The sequence below is a fragment of the Methylomonas sp. LL1 genome (assembly GCF_015711015.1).
GTDB lineage: Bacteria > Pseudomonadota > Gammaproteobacteria > Methylococcales > Methylomonadaceae > Methylomonas.
In genome coordinates this window covers 3,463,515-3,479,130 of record NZ_CP064653.1, presented here as the reverse complement: position 1 = coordinate 3,479,130, position 15,616 = coordinate 3,463,515, and the positions used below count along the sequence as shown (strand labels likewise).

The window sequence follows — 15,616 nt, the reverse complement described above, 5'->3', positions numbered from 1 at the left end:
TCTCAAAACCGCCAAGAAAGTTGCGCCAGATAGCCGCGTTGGATTTGGCTGGCGACCGGAATATACAGAATATCGCTAAACTCGGGGTGCTGATTATCGAGTAGATTTTGGCCGCTCAGCGATAATTCGAGGTCTTTATGCGGATGCCATCCCAAGCGCAAGTCCAGCGTGAAATAGGCCGGAATACTGCGCCGGTCGATAGTCAATTCATCCACAAAGCGCCCCCAGGCATCCAGCTCGATTTCATCGGTCAGATTGAATAGCGAACGTAGGGATACGCTCTGGCTGGGATTGAAATTTTGTTCGGTCAGCGGGTCACGAAACCAAGGTTGGCTTGGGTCGTAAATCACATCGAATTGGGTGGCGCTATATGAGGTTTGTAAGCGCCAGTCGTGACTGACCCGATAATCCAACGACATTTCCAGACCGTAACTCTTAACTTGCCGATAATTGCCGACCGTGGCCTGCCGGGTGCCGGCTATGGGGTCATCCAATGTGATGCCGGTAAATTTAGTGCCTTGCATGCGGTCGTAGATGTTATAAAACAAGGCCGTGTCGACATCCAGGTTATTGGCTATCCGCCAACGCCAGCCCAGTTCATAAGCCAACAGATTTTCGGTCTTCATGTCGGGATTGGCTTTGGCCTCGAAAAAGGTATTGGTGCCGGGAATGGGTTTGAACAGACGAATGCCGTGTTGTGCCCGGTTGGGTAGTACGACCGCCCTGGAAACCGCGGCCCATAGGCTGTGCTGTTTATTGGGCGTCCACAAAAGGCGCGCATTCGGCTCGGTTTCCCAGCCGGTGAAGGTGAAGTGCTCGACGCGGTTGCCAAGGGTCAATTTCAAATCGTCCAACAAATCGATTTGATCTTGTAAAAACACGCCGACATTGTGTTGGGTGAATTGATCGGGTTCGAAACCCAGGGTCAGGCTATTGTCAAACTGGTCGTCGATGTATTGGTAATTGAGCCCCCACATCAGATGATGGTCATCAAATTCCGGAAGGCTGTGTTCGAAATCCAGTACATATTGGGAACGGCTCATCTCATTTACCGCCAACAACCAGTTGGTTTGAGTGAAAGCCGTATTCAGATTCCAATTATGGCCGCTGTCGGTTTGATGTTTCCAACTGCCTTGCAGGCTGCCCATCACGCCATCCCGGCCAAAGTCGTCGTTTCGCCAACTGGGCGGATTCAATGAGGTTACCCCGATAAAATAGCCGTGTTGACGGTAACGGGTTACGTTGGCCTCCAGCATCAATTGGTCGTGCTCGCTCAATTGACTGTCGAGCCGAAAATTACCGGTTTGGGTATCGCCCGTGTCGTGAGTATCTTGATCGCCGGCCAGGTCGATGCTGGCATCGCGGTGGATAGTGCTCAGGGTACCGCGCAAATAGGTCGAGTCGGAAAGTTTTGTACCGTAGCGGACGCCGCCAAAACCGCGTTCCTCGGTGCCGCCGCCGCCATACAACAGACCCCCCTGGGTGTCGCGCGCGGAACGGGTGACGATGTTGATGGTGCCGTTGACCGCATTGGCTCCCCATAAACTACCGCTGGGGCCACGCAGAACCTCGATGCGCTCGATGTCTTGCAGAGCCGGATTTTGTTGGCCCCAATACACCCCGCTTACCAATGGGTCGTAAATGCTGCGGCCGTCTATCATTACCTGTAGTTTATTGGCATACAGATCGTTGAAGCCGCGCGCGCTGACCGCCCAGTTCCAGGCATTGATTTTGGCCACATTCATGCCAGGCACCATCCGCAGCACTTCTGGCAGGCTGGTTACGCCGGAACGGCGAATGTCTTCCGCGGTTATCACAAATGCCGCGGCCGGGCTGTTTTTTACCGATTGTTCCTGCCGGGCCAGACTGGAAACATCAAGTTCGGTCAGCTCTTCCCAGCTTAACGGCAATAGTTCGCTGGTTGATTGCAGTGCGTCAGCGGTATTTTCGGCGGCGAACACATCCCGATACATCAAGTTCAGCAAAAAAAATAACAAGCTGGCTTTGCGGCAATCAACAGAAAAAAACATGGGTCATAACCGGGTTTATAGGGAAGCTTGATCGTATTTATTCATCGCCACGGCAAGGTATTCATTGAATCATCGGCCTGTAAATGGCGGACCGATGATCGGATCAAGCCCGACTGAAACGTTTTGCGTTCTGTTTGTAATGAGTGGTGTTTAGATGGGCTTAATCGTATCACTACAGTGATACGGATAACCAACAAGTTCTGATAAATTAGACGCCGTTAATCCTTATGCAAGCTAAAAACTACAAATTAAGCTGGTGGGCTAGTGCCTCCGGGCGTTCCGCATTCCAGTTATTTATCAAGACGAATTGCCGAGAGTTAACCAGTTACGCACGCCATGCCCCGCGCAAACACCGGTGGCGAAGCAGGCTGTGAGTAAATAACCGCCGGTAGGTGCCTCCCAGTCCAACATCTCGCCGGCGACAAACACGCCGGGCATTGTGGTGAGCATGAGGTTTTGATCAAGGCTGCTAAAGCACACGCCGCCGGCGGTGCTGATCGCTTCGGCGATGGGGCGGGTTGCGCGGACGGTGATCGGCAAGGCCTTGATCGCCGCCGCCAATGTGGCCGTGTCGGCCAATTGGTTCTTGCCGAGAACCTCGTGCAGCAATGCCACTTTGATGCTGTTAAGTCCGACGCGGCTTTGCAAATGGTTAGACCAAGATCGGGAACCGCGAGGGTGGTTGACTTCGGCCAGCACCCGTTCAGCAGCGCGTCCAGGGGCCAAATCAATCGTAAATGTGGCGCTGCCGTGGGTATTCAGGTGCTCGCGCAGTCGCCGCGAAAACGCGTAAATCAGACTGCCTTCCACGCCATGCGCACTGATCACCATTTCGCCCTGGCGCTGTTCGCTGCGGCCCAATGCGTCGGTAAAGGTCAGGGCTACCGATTTGAGCGGTGCGCCGGCAAATTTGTCCCGTAGATGCGCGCTCCATGCCACCTCGAAACCGCAATTGGCGCTTTGCAATGGCGCGATTTCTACGCCTTTAGTCTGTAACCACGGCACCCAGGCCCCGTCCGACCCTAGTTGCGGCCAACTGGCACCGCCCAGTGCCAATACCGTCGCTTGCGGCTTGATCGAAATTTCGCCGTCCGGATTGGCCAATCTCAATCCGCCATCGGCATCCCAGCCTAGCCAGCGGTGACGCACATGCAGGCGCACACCGCCGCTGCGCAGACGATGCAGCCAAGCCCGTAATAGCGGCGCGGCTTTCATCCGGGTGGGAAATACTCGGCCAGAGCTGCCGACAAAGGTCTCGATACCCAGTGCGTGTACCCACGAGCGCAGTTCGCTCGGGGGGAATCTGTCCAGCATCGCTTGCATCAGTGGCTGCCTATCGCCATAGCGAGCGCGGAAGGCCTGGTAGGCTTCGCTATGAGTGATATTCAAACCACCGACGCCGGCCTGTAAAAACTTGCGGCCAAGCGATGGCATGGCGTCGTAAACATCTACTTGCAAGCCTTCAAGGCTAAGGACTTCGGCGGCCATCAACCCGGCCGGCCCTCCACCGATAATGGCAACTTGCGGAGAAGGATAATCGGGCATAGCGGCGGGTAGGCGAGGTTTGGAAGGCGCGCATTTTATCCTAAATACACTGTACTGATTGTGTGATCGCGATTTTCAGCATGGTGGTATGGTGATTGCTTGATACACCGTGTAAATTCGTAGTGAATCTTTTTTACTCTCATCAGGTGAGCCATGGCGATCAGCGTCTTCGATATTTTTAAAATCGGTATCGGCCCTTCCAGCTCGCATACGGTCGGACCGATGCGGGCGGCGATGGCATTTGCCGGCAAGCTGGAACAGCAGGGCGTGATCGGCCAAGTCCGGCGGTTGCGGGTCGAGTTGTTCGGCTCGCTGGGAGCGACCGGCAAGGGCCATGGCACCGACAGGGCGGTATTGCTGGGATTGGAAGGCGAAGCGCCGGACTTGATCGAGCCCGAGATTATTCCGCAACGGCTGGCGGCGATTCGGGACACGGGTTCCGTGCGGTTGTTGCAACGCTACCCGGTGGCATTCAATGAAAAAACCGATTTACTGTTTCAGCGCAAGTTGTTGCCCTATCATTCCAACGGCATGCGTTTCACCGTTTTCGATGCAAGTGGCGCCGAATTGGTGCAAGCCGATTATTATTCGGTGGGTGGCGGTTTTGTGGTCACCGGCGCGGCGGCCGCGGCCGATCGTTTGAGCAATGACGATACCTGTCTGCCTTATCCGTTCACAACCGGCGAGACCTTGCTGAAATTGTGCAAGGCGCATGGCAAGCCGATCAGCGCCTTGATGATGAGTAACGAAAAGGCTTGGCTGCCCGAAGAGAGGATACGCCACGGTTTGCTGAATATCTGGCAAGTCATGCAGGCTTGCGTTGAACGCGGCCTGCGCGAAGAAGGTGTGATGCCGGGCGGCATGAAAGTCAGGCGCCGGGCCGCGAATCTGTATCGGCAATTAAGTGGGGAAATCCCCAGACAGACTCCGAATTTGCCGGTTGGGACGATGGAATGGGTGAATTTATTCGCACTGGCGGTCAGCGAGGAAAACGCTTCGGGCGGACGAGTGGTGACTGCGCCGACCAACGGCGCGGCCGGCATCATTCCGGCGGTATTGCATTATTACTGGCGCTTTTGCCCGGACGCCAACGAAGACGGCGTGGTCCGTTTTTTGTTGACGGCGGCGGCGATTGCGATTCTATATAAAGAGAATGCCTCGCTGTCCGGGGCCGAGGTCGGTTGCCAGGGCGAAGTCGGCGTGGCTTGTTCGATGGCGGCTGGCGCGTTGGCCGAGGTGCTGGGCGGCACGCCGGAGCAAGTCGAAAATGCCGCCGAAATCGGCATGGAACATAATCTGGGCCTAACCTGCGATCCGGTCGGCGGTTTGGTGCAAGTGCCTTGCATCGAACGCAACGCGATGGGCGCGGTCAAGGCCATCAACGCGGCGCGGATTGCCTTGCGCGGTGACGGTACCCACTTCGTATCGCTGGATAAGGTGATCAAGACCATGCGCGAAACCGGTGCCGACATGAAGACCAAATACAAGGAAACCTCGCGCGGCGGCCTGGCGGTCAATTTGATCGAGTGTTGACCGCCAACGAACCAACGCCTAATTTTTACCGGGAATCCTTGAGAGATTGGATTAAACGGCTATCGTTTTTAACGCCAGCGCCGTTTTCGCCAAGCGCTGCCCCAAAACCCAACATAATCTCTTCTCGTGATCGGTCAACTCGCTATCGGTTTCCGAACGATGGCTGGGTCCATAGGGTGTGCCACCGCTGATCGTTTCGCGCAAGGCGATTTCATTGCACGGCAAACTCATCATCAGCATGCCGTGATGCATCAACGGCAGCATCATCGACAACAAGGTGGTTTCCTGCCCGCCATGCATGCTGCCGGTGGAGGTAAACACGCCGGCCGGTTTGCCGGACAATGCGCCGGAAAACCACATCGCGCTGGTGCCGTCGATGAAATGCTTGAGTGATGCCGCCATGTTGCCGAAATGGGTCGGGCTGCCTAGAGCCAGACCGTCGCAATTTTCCAGTTCTTGCAAGGAGGCATAAGGCTCGCCGCTTGCCGGAATGGCGTCGGCCACTTTCTCGCAGAGCGCCGATACCTCCGGCACGGTGCGCACGATCGCTTCCGCGCCGGCAACCGATTCCACGCCACGGGCGATCTGCCGGGCCATCTTGGCGGTGCTGCCGTTGCGGCTGTAGTAAATAATCAGGATTTTAGCCATTACAGTATCGCCAGTACCGATTCAGGCGGGCGGCCGACGGCGGCCTTGTCGTTGGCCAACACGATCGGACGTTCGATCAGTTTTGGAATTCGGATCATGGCTTCGATCAGCTCGGCCTCGCTGAGGGATTTGTCGTCCAGGCCGTTTTCCTTGTATTCGGCTTCCTTGGTGCGCATCAGCTCGCGCGGTTGAAGGCCCAGTTTACCCAAGATGTCGCGCAATTCGGCGCTAGTGGGCGGGTGTTTCAGGTATTCGATGACTTCCGGTTTCAGGCCTTGATCCTCGAGTAGCTTCAAGGTTTCGCGGGATTTGCCGCAACGCGGGTTGTGATAGATTTTGACGCTCATGGTTTACACCCCTTAGACTCTCGACAAGCCGTTATAATAGCATTCCGTTTTTTTCACCGCGTACAAAGCCATGCAATTACCCAATTATTCCTCGGCCCGCGTGCTGGTGGTCGGCGATCTGATGCTGGACCGCTACTGGCACGGCCCTACTTCACGTATCTCACCGGAAGCGCCGGTGCCGGTGGTGCATGTTAAGCACGACGAGCAACGCGCCGGCGGCGCCGGCAACGTGGCCTTGAATATTGCCGCGCTGGGGGCAAAAGCCTCCCTATTGGGTTTTACCGGCGAGGACGAAGCCGCGGTGGCGTTGGAAACCTTGTTGAAAAAAGCCGGCGTATTGTGTCTGTTTCAGGGTGTGCCGCATCATCCGACCATTACCAAGTTGCGGGTGATGAGCCGGCATCAGCAATTGATCCGGCTGGATTTCGAGGATGGTTTTCAGGACGTAGATAGCGATACGCTATTACATCAATATCATGCGGAAATGATGCAGTCGCAAGTGGTGGTGCTGTCCGATTACGGCAAAGGCACGTTGAGTCAGGTGCCGCAATTCATCCGATTAGCCAAGCAATTGAAAAAGCCAGTGCTGGTCGATCCCAAGGGTAGCGATTTCTCCATTTACCAACAGGCGACCTTGATCACGCCCAATTTGAGCGAATTCGAAGCGGTGGTTGGCCGTTGCGCCGACCAGCAACAAATCGTCGAACGCGGCTTGAATTTGATGGCTGAATTGGAACTGGAGGCCTTGTTGGTGACGCGCGGCGAACACGGTATGTCTTTATTAAGTAAGGAAGCCGAGCCGTTGCATCTGCCGACCCACGCCCGCGAAGTGTTCGATGTCACCGGCGCCGGCGATACGGTGATTTCGGTATTGGCCGCTAGCCTAGCCGCAAAAAAATCCCTGGCCGAAGCCACCCAACTGGCCAACGTCGGTGCCGGCATCGTGGTCGGCAAGATGGGCACCGCCACCGTCAATACCGAAGAACTGGCGGAAGCTTTACACGGCCCGCGCGCGCATCACAAAGGCGTCTGCTCGTTGGCGGAAATCTTGCTGGAACGCGAAGCGGCCAAGAAAACCGGCGAAAAAATCGTCGCCACCAACGGCTGTTTCGACATCCTGCATCCGGGCCATGTACGTTATCTGCAACAGGCCAAGACCTTGGGCGACCGCTTGGTGGTGTTGGTCAACAGCGATGCTTCGGTGCAACGCTTGAAAGGCCCGGAACGTCCGGTCAATCCATTGGATCACCGCATGGAAATGTTGGCGGCCTTGGAATGCGTGGACTGGGTGGTGGAATTCGAGGAAGACACACCGAAACAGGTGATAGACCAATTGCTGCCGGACATTCTGGTCAAGGGCGGCGACTACACCGACATCACCAGCATCGCCGGCCACGATAGCGTATTGGCCAACGGCGGCGAAGTGAAGATTTTGTCGTTTATCGAGGGGCATTCGACTACGGCGATTATTCAGACGATTAAAGATAAAACCCACAATTAGTCGGTTGCGGATACTAAATGTCGAAATCCTTTGAAATTGGAGGTCCATGGCGAACGCCACTCTAAAAGGTTAAAATGGCTAAAGAATTTTAATTACAAAGCAAATTAATGGCAAAAACCGCGCACTCCATAACCGACCAGCAAACCTCTCATGTGGAGTTGAGCAAAGAATTGCTACTGAGTAATTATCTTGCCGACAACCGGCCTTGGGTTGTCGCCTATTCCGGCGGCAAAGATTCAACGTTGGTTCTGCAGCTTGTGTATGAACTGATCTATTCTTTGGAAAAAGAACAGCGGAAACCGGTGTTTGTTATCGCTTCCGATACCCGAGTGGAAGCGCCCAATGTGGAAAGCTATCTGGATCAGCGCATTAAGGAAATCAGTCTACACGCGGCAGCAAACGATCTGCCGATACATGCCGAGTTGGCACAACCCACTGTCGAACAGAGCTTTTGGTTTAACTTGATCGGTAAAGGTTATCCGCCGCCGACGCGTTGGTTTCGTTGGTGTACGTCCAAGATGAAAATCAAACCCATGCAGACAGCAATTGAAAATGTGATTGCTGAATTCGGCAGCGTGATTTTATTGCTGGGTACTCGCACCTCGGAAAGTAGTCAGCGTTCTTATACCATGGGTAAGAGGGAGTTGAGCAGCCGTAAATTGAACCCGCATCATGAAATTGCTAATGCCTTGGTGTTAGCCCCAATAGCGGATTGGACCAGCGACGATGTCTGGGAATATCTGTTTACCAACAATCCTCCGCCGTGGGGCGGTAGTCACGACTTTATGCTGGACTTGTACCGGCAGGCGAACGGCGGTGAATGTCCGGTGGTGATGGATTTAAACACACCTTCTTGCGGCGGCAGCCGTTTCGGCTGCTGGACTTGCACTGTCGTTAAAACCGATAAATCGATGGAAAGTTTTATCGAAAACGGCGAGGAATGGATGAAACCGCTCAACGATTACCGGAATTGGTTGAAAGAGATTCGAGAAGACGAATCCCGGCGTAGTCCGGTTAGAAGAAACGGTACCGAAGGTCACGGGCCTTTTATTGCCTCGACGCGTAAAGAAATGTTGCAACGTTTGTTAGAGGCGGAAAAAGAGGTCAGTCAACCCTTGATTTCAGATGAAGAAATCGTGGAGATTCAGAAACAATGGACTACCGACTTCGATATTATGGACAGCGCTTTTATAATCGCAGAACAATTTGGCAGGGAACCATGGAAGATATTGCACAAAACTCACTAAATCAATCAACTGAATTACTTAAATCTCTGGCCAAGGAGCATCAAGTTCCATTGGGAATTGCTGAGGACATGGCTGTTTTAATGCAGAAATACCCTGATTTGAGCCTATGGGGCAGCAAAACTGAATTAACCGGCGAACTGAAAAAAGTCCTGGAATCCGCCTTTAGGAATAAACTCGTAGAAATGGAATGATCTTTAAAAGCCTCACACTCAACAATATTTTTTCCTATTACGGTCCTCGAACCTTCGATTTAGCCCCTGATCCCGATCATGATGGCAATATTGTAGTTATTATGGGGCGTAACGGTTTTGGTAAGACCAGTTTTCTAAATGGCGTTAAGTTATTGTTCGGGGGTGTGACCAAGGAGTTGTGTCAGAGTGTTCAACGTGACAAACCGCCACGCGAAAAAGGCTTTGTGTTGGGTGACAAAGACTGGTGGGGTATCTTGAATCATCGAGCCAAAAGCGAAGGCCATTTTAATTGCTCAGTTTCAGCCATTCTGCTGGACGAAAACCATCGCGAAATCGCTCTAGAGCGCAACTGGAATTTAAATAACGACAATTACCAAAATCAGCTAACCGTTAAAGCCCCTTTTCACGCGCCATTAACCGATAATGCTGCTGAGCAATATCTGTCAGGCTTGTTGCCACTCGATTACATTCCGTTCTTTTTTTTTGACGCCGAGGAAATCGGTTACTTAGCCGAGGCCAATCGCAATCAGCAGATAGAAAAAATGGAGCTGTTACTCAATATTCGTTCAGCCGACAATCTCAATATATGCTTGAAAGAGCTGAAGCGAAATGTCGAAAGCGAGTTCATTGCAAAAGACATCAAGCAGCGTTTAAATGAGGCCGAAAGCCAAAATCGGGCGTTATTGATTCAGCGTGAAGAGTTACAGAGCCAAAAACAATCCGTTCATTCCAATATTGATACTCTTGAAGACGAATTACGCGATACCCGGCAAAAAATCCAGATACTTAGTGGCCAGAGTACCATCGAAAACAACGCCAAACTCGAAGTTTCAAAGCAAGCCGAACTCAATAATCTGGAACAAGCGCTAACCGGCTTGTCCGAAGCGTTCGAGCGCGATGCATTTCTGCGTTTGAATGCAAACCTCGCGCAAAAAGCCTTGCCGGCCGTGGAAAATTGCGCTAACGAACAACGCGGTGCCACATCGGAGATGTTGCTGTCGTTACGCGAGCCCTTGAAGGAAATTTTTACCACACCGCCCTACCCGGAATATCGGCTTAGCGAATCGCAAGTCATCTTTTACCAAAAGCGCATAACCAAACTCCTCGATTCTCGAGATATTGACGAGAACGAGAATATGCCGTTCCGTCTGGACACCGAACGCGCCAAAAAGTTGTTAACCATGTTGACGGCTTATACACCCCGATACACTCCTGAAGCCAGTTTACGAGATGATTTAACGCAGGCATTGCGCGCCGATACCATCATTAGTGAGATTGACAAAACCTTGCTGGAAGTGCGACAGCTTTCCGACGATAACAAACAACAATTAAAACAGTTGCACGACCAGCAAGCTCGTCAGCAGGAAGACATTTTTAAGCTTAAAGACGAAGAAAGAGATGTTCTGCACAAGTTATCGATCATCGAGCGAGACCTTAAGCCGCTGGAAGAGAGAATTAGCGAATTGCGTAAACAGGCGCGCCAATCCGAACAAGGTCGGGCGCGCATCGAGTTGCTGGATAAAATGCAACGGCTGTTAGCCGCCTACAAACAAAAGCTCAAGGAACAGCAACGCGGTGCACTGGAAAAGTTTTTTAACCAACACCTGGGTAGCCTGCTGGATTCCAACCACTTGATCGCGGAAACCAAAATCGACGAGTTTTTTCAACTGCACTATCTGGACGTAACTGGCGCGCCGGTTGCTATGAGCAGCATCTCTGCTGGGATGAAACAGCTTGCGGCCACTGCCTTATTGTGGGCTTTAAAGGATGCTTGCGGCAGACAATTGCCGGTGATTATCGATACGCCTTTGGGTCGTATCGATAAGCAGCATCAGGATAATTTGCTGAGTCGTTATTACCCCACTGCAGCCAAACAGGTCATTTTGTTGCCAACAGACTCGGAGCTAGATGAACGCAAACACCGATTACTCGAACCCTATATTTATCGAGAGTTTCATCTACACAACCCTGACGGGGAAAACACCGAAGTCGTATGTGTAACGCCGGGTAAGGAATATCGCCATGGCTGACATTTATACAAGTCACGATGACGAAAATATCATCGAACAGGTTAAGACCTATGGTTTTCGTACGCCTAAAGCACCGAAATATCGGGTGTTAAGACTGGCTCTTGCCAAATCGTTGTCAATCAATACTCCGCCTAGTGATGATTTGGATACGTTGGTCGGCAGGGGCTCCGAATACTCGTTGGAACAAGTCACCGGGTTCGGTAACACCAAAAACGACGGAGGCTTAGACTTCGATGACGCAATTCGGGTGGTATTGAGCGTTTATCACAACGAAGATTTATTCAACGCAGATGCCCGCTATAAGAAGCTGTTACAACGACATATTCGCCGGGGCTTGAGAGAAATCCGAACCAGTTGGAATCGCGGCCATAGTTTTATTCATTGGTTACGCGAAGAGCTGATTTCCGATTCATCAGTAATGAATGAAAATCTTGCCGACACCCAAGTCGAACAGGAACACTTGGAAGCAGCGTTGAAAGAAATCGGTTTAACTGCAGAAATCAAAGAAACTAAACAAGGCATACGTCTTAACAAATATGCGCTTTATCTTGCCAATATCCATCATCTGGACCTGCTGAAAAAAGGTTTAGGCAAATTATCGTTTCGGCTCGGCGTTCCTGACGACAGTATTACCTTGGAACTCGGTTCTGAAGCGGGTATCGCCAATCTTTACATCCCTAGAAACCCTGAATTCTGGCGGATCGTGCCGGCTCAACGCCTTAGCGAATGGGCTATAACAAAACGACCGGAAAAATTGCCGATTTGGCTGGGCTGTACTGTTTTGGGCGACGATTTTTCAATGGATTTAGCCGAAGCACCGCACATCCTTATTGCCGGCGCGACCGGCAGCGGTAAAACCGTATGCTTGCACAGCGTGCTTTGTTCACTGTTACTGACCTTAACTGCCAGCCAAGTCCAGCTGGCCTTGATCGACCCCAAAGGCACAGAGTTTTCCCTTTATGGCAAACTGGCTAATTTGTTCGGCGGTAAAATCGGCAGAAATATCGTTGAAGCCGCCGACATTCTCAATGCCTTGGTCGATGAAATGGAGGCGCGTAACCAGCATTTCATCGAGCTGGGTGTCAGAAATTATGAAGAGGCCAGCCAAAAAATACAGATGCCGCGCATCGTCGCGGTTGTAGAGGAGTTGGCCGACCTTTTGATGCAATCTCGCGATCTCGAAACTCCGCTGGTACGATTGGCGCAAAAGGCCCGTTCCGCCGGCATACATTTGATTCTTGCCACACAAAGACCGGATTCCGCGACGTTTAGCGGTTTGTTGCGAAGTAATATTCCGGTCAGGATCGCATTGCGTGTGCAGAAACACACCGAGTCCAACATTATCTTGGATACCAAAGGCGCGGAAGCCTTATTGGGTAAAGGCGATATGTTAGTTAAATTAACCGATAAGCCGGATCCGATACGCTTACACGGTGCCAAACTGACTGACGACAACATCGCCCAAGCCATTGCGCATTATTGCCGGTAGTTTATTCAAAATAAGGAGCATGTAATGGACGACCTATTAATCTATGAATTTAAACCCTTACTTTTGACACTGGATCGGGTGGGGCCTTTCCAAAGCTTTTATAAAGTCGATTTCACCGACAACAACAATCATCCTTGTAATTTCTTCATGATGGTTTCGCCCAATGGCTTGGGCAAAACCACATCGCTGGAAACCTTCTCGTGCCTGATGAATCTGTTGGGCAAAAAGACTATCGACAGCTACGGTCATGAGGATTTAGACAAACGCGACGGCCGGGCGCAACTGGATTTTTGGGTTAGGTTGCGCTGGCAAGGTAGAAATATCGGTATTGTGTTATCGGTTTTGGCTGGCGTTATTGGTGAAGAAACGTTTTTAAATCCATGGTCGCCGGATCAACTGCAAACTTTTAATGCCGAGAGTTGGCACAAGGCCGGATTTCGCAGTCCGGTTCCTGGAAGGTACGAAGGCATCGCGCTGAAAAGCGATGATCTGTTACAAGATTTACTTGCGACTCTCCGTGCTGCCAGCGAAACGGCACCAGAGGATAACTTTCTGCAACCGTCGTTTCATTTGCCGACCGTTTTATATTTTTCCGCTTACCGGGATATTCCCTACCCGAATAACGACAATCACGACTGCATTCCGCAAACGGCCCAGTTCGTAAACGAACGTAGTATTTCAACACCTAACCATTGGAATTATCAGCCTGTTCATGCTTTCGAAGCGCATAGCGCTTATTGGAAGAACTCGCTGGACAATTTGTTGGTTTGGCTTAAATGGCTCGATAACGGTTCGTTTGAAAAAGCCCAAGAGTGGATCAATAAAGAATTATTTGATGGTACGCCAAAGTTATTAAAGGGAGTGCGGCGGAATCCGCCCGAAGCCATTATCGATACCGGTAATAACCAAACCCATCGGCTAGACAGATTGAGCAGCGGCGAAAAAAGTTTGGCTTATCTGTTTTTGCGCATGGGAGCCCACAGCACCCGCAACACCATTATTTTGATCGATGAAATGGATATTCATTTACATATTCGCTGGCAACACCGTTTATATAACGCCTTGGAAAAACTAGCCAAGGATAACCCTGGTTTTACGGTGATATTGACCACCCATTCCATTGAAATATTACGGCGATTTACCGCGACCATGGGCCAGGAAAGAGAAAGTCTCTATTTGGGCGGCGAACTCATCGAAGAAACGGATTTGAGATAGCACTATGGCGAGTTTTAAAAAAGTTGAAACATCGGTTGTTGACGCAAAATACGAAGGTGGGATCAAAGTCTATTTGGAGTCGGCGGAGGATGTGCGTATCTTCAGCGAGCATTGGTTTAGTCACAAACAGGATAAATTGCGTTTTGTGAGCGCGGAAGGCGAACAATCGGGTGGTGGCGGGTGTATGGCGGTAATTAATAAAGTCGCCGAAGCAAACAGTCAAAAAATCGAGGCTTACGGCATTGTCGATCGCGACGTTTTACTATCCGATGCCAAGCTTGATTTATTTTGGGAGGCGGACGATACCAAATTCCATGCCTCTGACCCTTATGGAGAAAATATTCACGTATTACGCCGTTGGGAATTGGAAAATTATTTATTGCAACCGGAGGCCTTCGCCTACGAAGTTTCGAGAAGAATCTCTCGTTCTCCGACACCAGATATTTCCGCCGAAACATTTTTAGTGGAAGTTGACGACATTATTCAAGTAACTGCGTTGACGACCTATTCTGTCGCAAACGGCCAAAAATCACCGAGCCCGGCTTTTGGAACCAATATTCCATCCGGTTCAGATTTATCCCAGGAAATCGATAAATTTCTAAAAAGACAATTTCCTGCTCCTGCTTGTCCCGATATTAGTAACGATGCCGAAAAAATTAGGTCATTTGATCGGAGCAATGTCAATCCTGCGGAGCGCTGGGAAAGGCTAACGCGTATTTTGGACGGAAAAAAGAGTCTGATGCGTTTGTGCCGCTACATCTCCACCAATTTGGGTCTTAATAGCTTCGATCATTGGGATGAAATGCGCGGTTGCCTTGCCAACATAATCGCATCGATAGGACAAATAGATGAAGAGCTGGTAAACCTAATAGACGAAATAAGCTCCAGCTCTTTAGCTTAAAAGCTTTTACCAGCTTACTATCAATTCCAATATGTTTCCCAATACACTCAACGACCGCCTCCACCAATACTGGCTCCTGGCCCGTTTCGATAAACCCATCGGTATTTTGATTCTGCTTTGGCCGACATTGTGGGCCTTGTGGATCTCCGGCAATGGCAAACCCGATTTGCTGGTATTAACTGTGTTCGTGCTGGGCGTGGTACTGATGCGTGCCGCCGGTTGCGTGATCAACGACTACGCCGACAAGGATTTCGATCCGCATGTCGACCGTTGCAAGCTGCGGCCGATTGCCGCCGGCAAGGTTACGCCGAAAGAAGCGCTGATCGTTTTTGCGGTGCTGTGCCTGACTGCGTTTGGGTTGGTATTATTGATGAATCTCTATACCATCGCCCTGTCTTTTATTGGCGCCTTTCTAGCGGCCAGTTACCCTTTCATGAAGCGCTTTACCCATCTGCCGCAGGCTTATCTGGGCGCTGCGTTTGGCTTTGCGATACCGATGGCGTTTGCCGCGCAAACCAACGAAATTCCAACAGTCGGCTGGATGCTGTATCTGGCGGTGCTGCTATGGGCGCTGGTGTACGACACCATGTACGCCATGGTCGACATCGACGATGATTTGAAAATCGGGGTCAAATCCACCGCGATTCTGTTCGGCAAGCGGGTGCGGGAAATAACCGCCACTTTGCAACTCATCATAATGATGTTGCTGGTTGCGGTGGGCCTGATGCAGCATTTAAATTGGCCGTATTATCTGGGTTTGCTGGTTGCCGGCGGGTTTTCGCTATACCAGCAAAAATTGATTTTTCATTTTCATAAACCCGATTGTTTCAAAGCATTTTTGAATAATAATTGGTTTGGTCTGGCGGTTTTTATCGGTTTGTTGGTAGCCTATGTTTAACCAGTTGGTCGAATGGATTCGGCCCTACATTTTAAAACATA

The 15,616-nt window shown here is 51.2% G+C and carries 13 protein-coding genes; 9 read left to right on the top strand and 4 right to left on the bottom strand.

Translation table 11 applies throughout. The features are described from left to right. Positions 1–2: 2 nt before the first annotated feature. Together IVG45_RS16225 and IVG45_RS16220 are read right to left on the bottom strand one after the other, a co-directional pair. Entirely contained in the window at positions 3–2,030 is a 2,028-nt protein-coding gene (locus tag IVG45_RS16225) for a TonB-dependent receptor plug domain-containing protein (protein WP_196434840.1), read from the bottom strand. A gap of 297 nt (positions 2,031–2,327) precedes the next feature. Further along, on the bottom strand, positions 2,328–3,575 hold the full coding sequence (locus IVG45_RS16220) for a TIGR03862 family flavoprotein (protein ID WP_196434839.1): 1,248 nt from the start codon (positions 3,573–3,575) through the stop codon (positions 2,328–2,330). Between the two features lie 153 nt (positions 3,576–3,728). On the opposite strand from IVG45_RS16220, the gene IVG45_RS16215 reads away from it, so the two are divergent. Next, positions 3,729–5,108 (top strand): L-serine ammonia-lyase, encoded by a 1,380-nt coding sequence (locus IVG45_RS16215; RefSeq protein WP_196434838.1) that lies wholly within the window; start codon positions 3,729–3,731, stop codon positions 5,106–5,108. Positions 5,109–5,159: 51 nt separating this feature from the next. On the opposite strand, the gene wrbA is transcribed toward IVG45_RS16215, so the two are convergent. Continuing rightward, the gene (gene wrbA, locus IVG45_RS16210; protein WP_196434837.1) at positions 5,160–5,756 is read right to left on the bottom strand and encodes an NAD(P)H:quinone oxidoreductase; all 597 of its coding nucleotides are present in this window, start codon (positions 5,754–5,756) and stop codon (positions 5,160–5,162) included. Continuing rightward, positions 5,756–6,103 carry an arsenate reductase (glutaredoxin) gene (gene arsC / locus IVG45_RS16205; protein WP_196434836.1) on the bottom strand — a complete coding sequence of 116 codons (348 nt, stop codon included), beginning with the start codon at positions 6,101–6,103 and terminating at the stop codon, positions 5,756–5,758. Before arsC ends, wrbA begins: the two co-directional genes overlap by 1 nt. A gap of 70 nt (positions 6,104–6,173) precedes the next feature. On the opposite strand from arsC, the gene hldE reads away from it, so the two are divergent. From hldE to ubiA, 8 genes are all read left to right on the top strand, one after another. Beyond that, on the top strand, positions 6,174–7,604 hold the full coding sequence (gene hldE, locus IVG45_RS16200; RefSeq protein WP_196434835.1) for a bifunctional D-glycero-beta-D-manno-heptose-7-phosphate kinase/D-glycero-beta-D-manno-heptose 1-phosphate adenylyltransferase HldE: 1,431 nt from the start codon (positions 6,174–6,176) through the stop codon (positions 7,602–7,604). A gap of 107 nt (positions 7,605–7,711) precedes the next feature. Continuing rightward, on the top strand, positions 7,712–8,851 hold the full coding sequence (gene dndC, locus IVG45_RS16195; RefSeq protein ID WP_196434834.1) for a DNA phosphorothioation system sulfurtransferase DndC: 1,140 nt from the start codon (positions 7,712–7,714) through the stop codon (positions 8,849–8,851). Continuing rightward, positions 8,824–9,042 (top strand): DNA modification system-associated small protein, encoded by a 219-nt coding sequence (locus IVG45_RS16190; RefSeq protein WP_196434833.1) that lies wholly within the window; start codon positions 8,824–8,826, stop codon positions 9,040–9,042. The genes dndC and IVG45_RS16190 overlap by 28 nt, the downstream gene beginning before the upstream one ends. After that, positions 9,039–11,072: a DNA sulfur modification protein DndD gene (gene dndD / locus IVG45_RS16185; RefSeq protein ID WP_196434832.1), complete on the top strand. Its 2,034-nt coding sequence runs from the start codon at positions 9,039–9,041 to the stop codon at positions 11,070–11,072. Before IVG45_RS16190 ends, dndD begins: the two co-directional genes overlap by 4 nt. Further along, positions 11,065–12,561, top strand: a complete 1,497-nt coding sequence (locus tag IVG45_RS16180; protein ID WP_196434831.1) for an FtsK/SpoIIIE domain-containing protein — start codon at positions 11,065–11,067, stop codon at positions 12,559–12,561. Before dndD ends, IVG45_RS16180 begins: the two co-directional genes overlap by 8 nt. Before the next feature lie 24 nt (positions 12,562–12,585). Continuing rightward, positions 12,586–13,776 carry an AAA family ATPase gene (locus tag IVG45_RS16175; RefSeq protein WP_196434830.1) on the top strand — a complete coding sequence of 397 codons (1,191 nt, stop codon included), beginning with the start codon at positions 12,586–12,588 and terminating at the stop codon, positions 13,774–13,776. A gap of 4 nt (positions 13,777–13,780) precedes the next feature. After that, complete coding sequence (locus IVG45_RS16170) at positions 13,781–14,677, top strand: hypothetical protein (protein ID WP_196434829.1); 897 nt, start codon at positions 13,781–13,783, stop codon at positions 14,675–14,677. 31 nt (positions 14,678–14,708) lie between these two features. Further along, positions 14,709–15,575, top strand: a complete 867-nt coding sequence (ubiA, locus tag IVG45_RS16165; RefSeq protein ID WP_196434828.1) for a 4-hydroxybenzoate octaprenyltransferase — start codon at positions 14,709–14,711, stop codon at positions 15,573–15,575. Positions 15,576–15,616 lie beyond the last annotated feature (41 nt).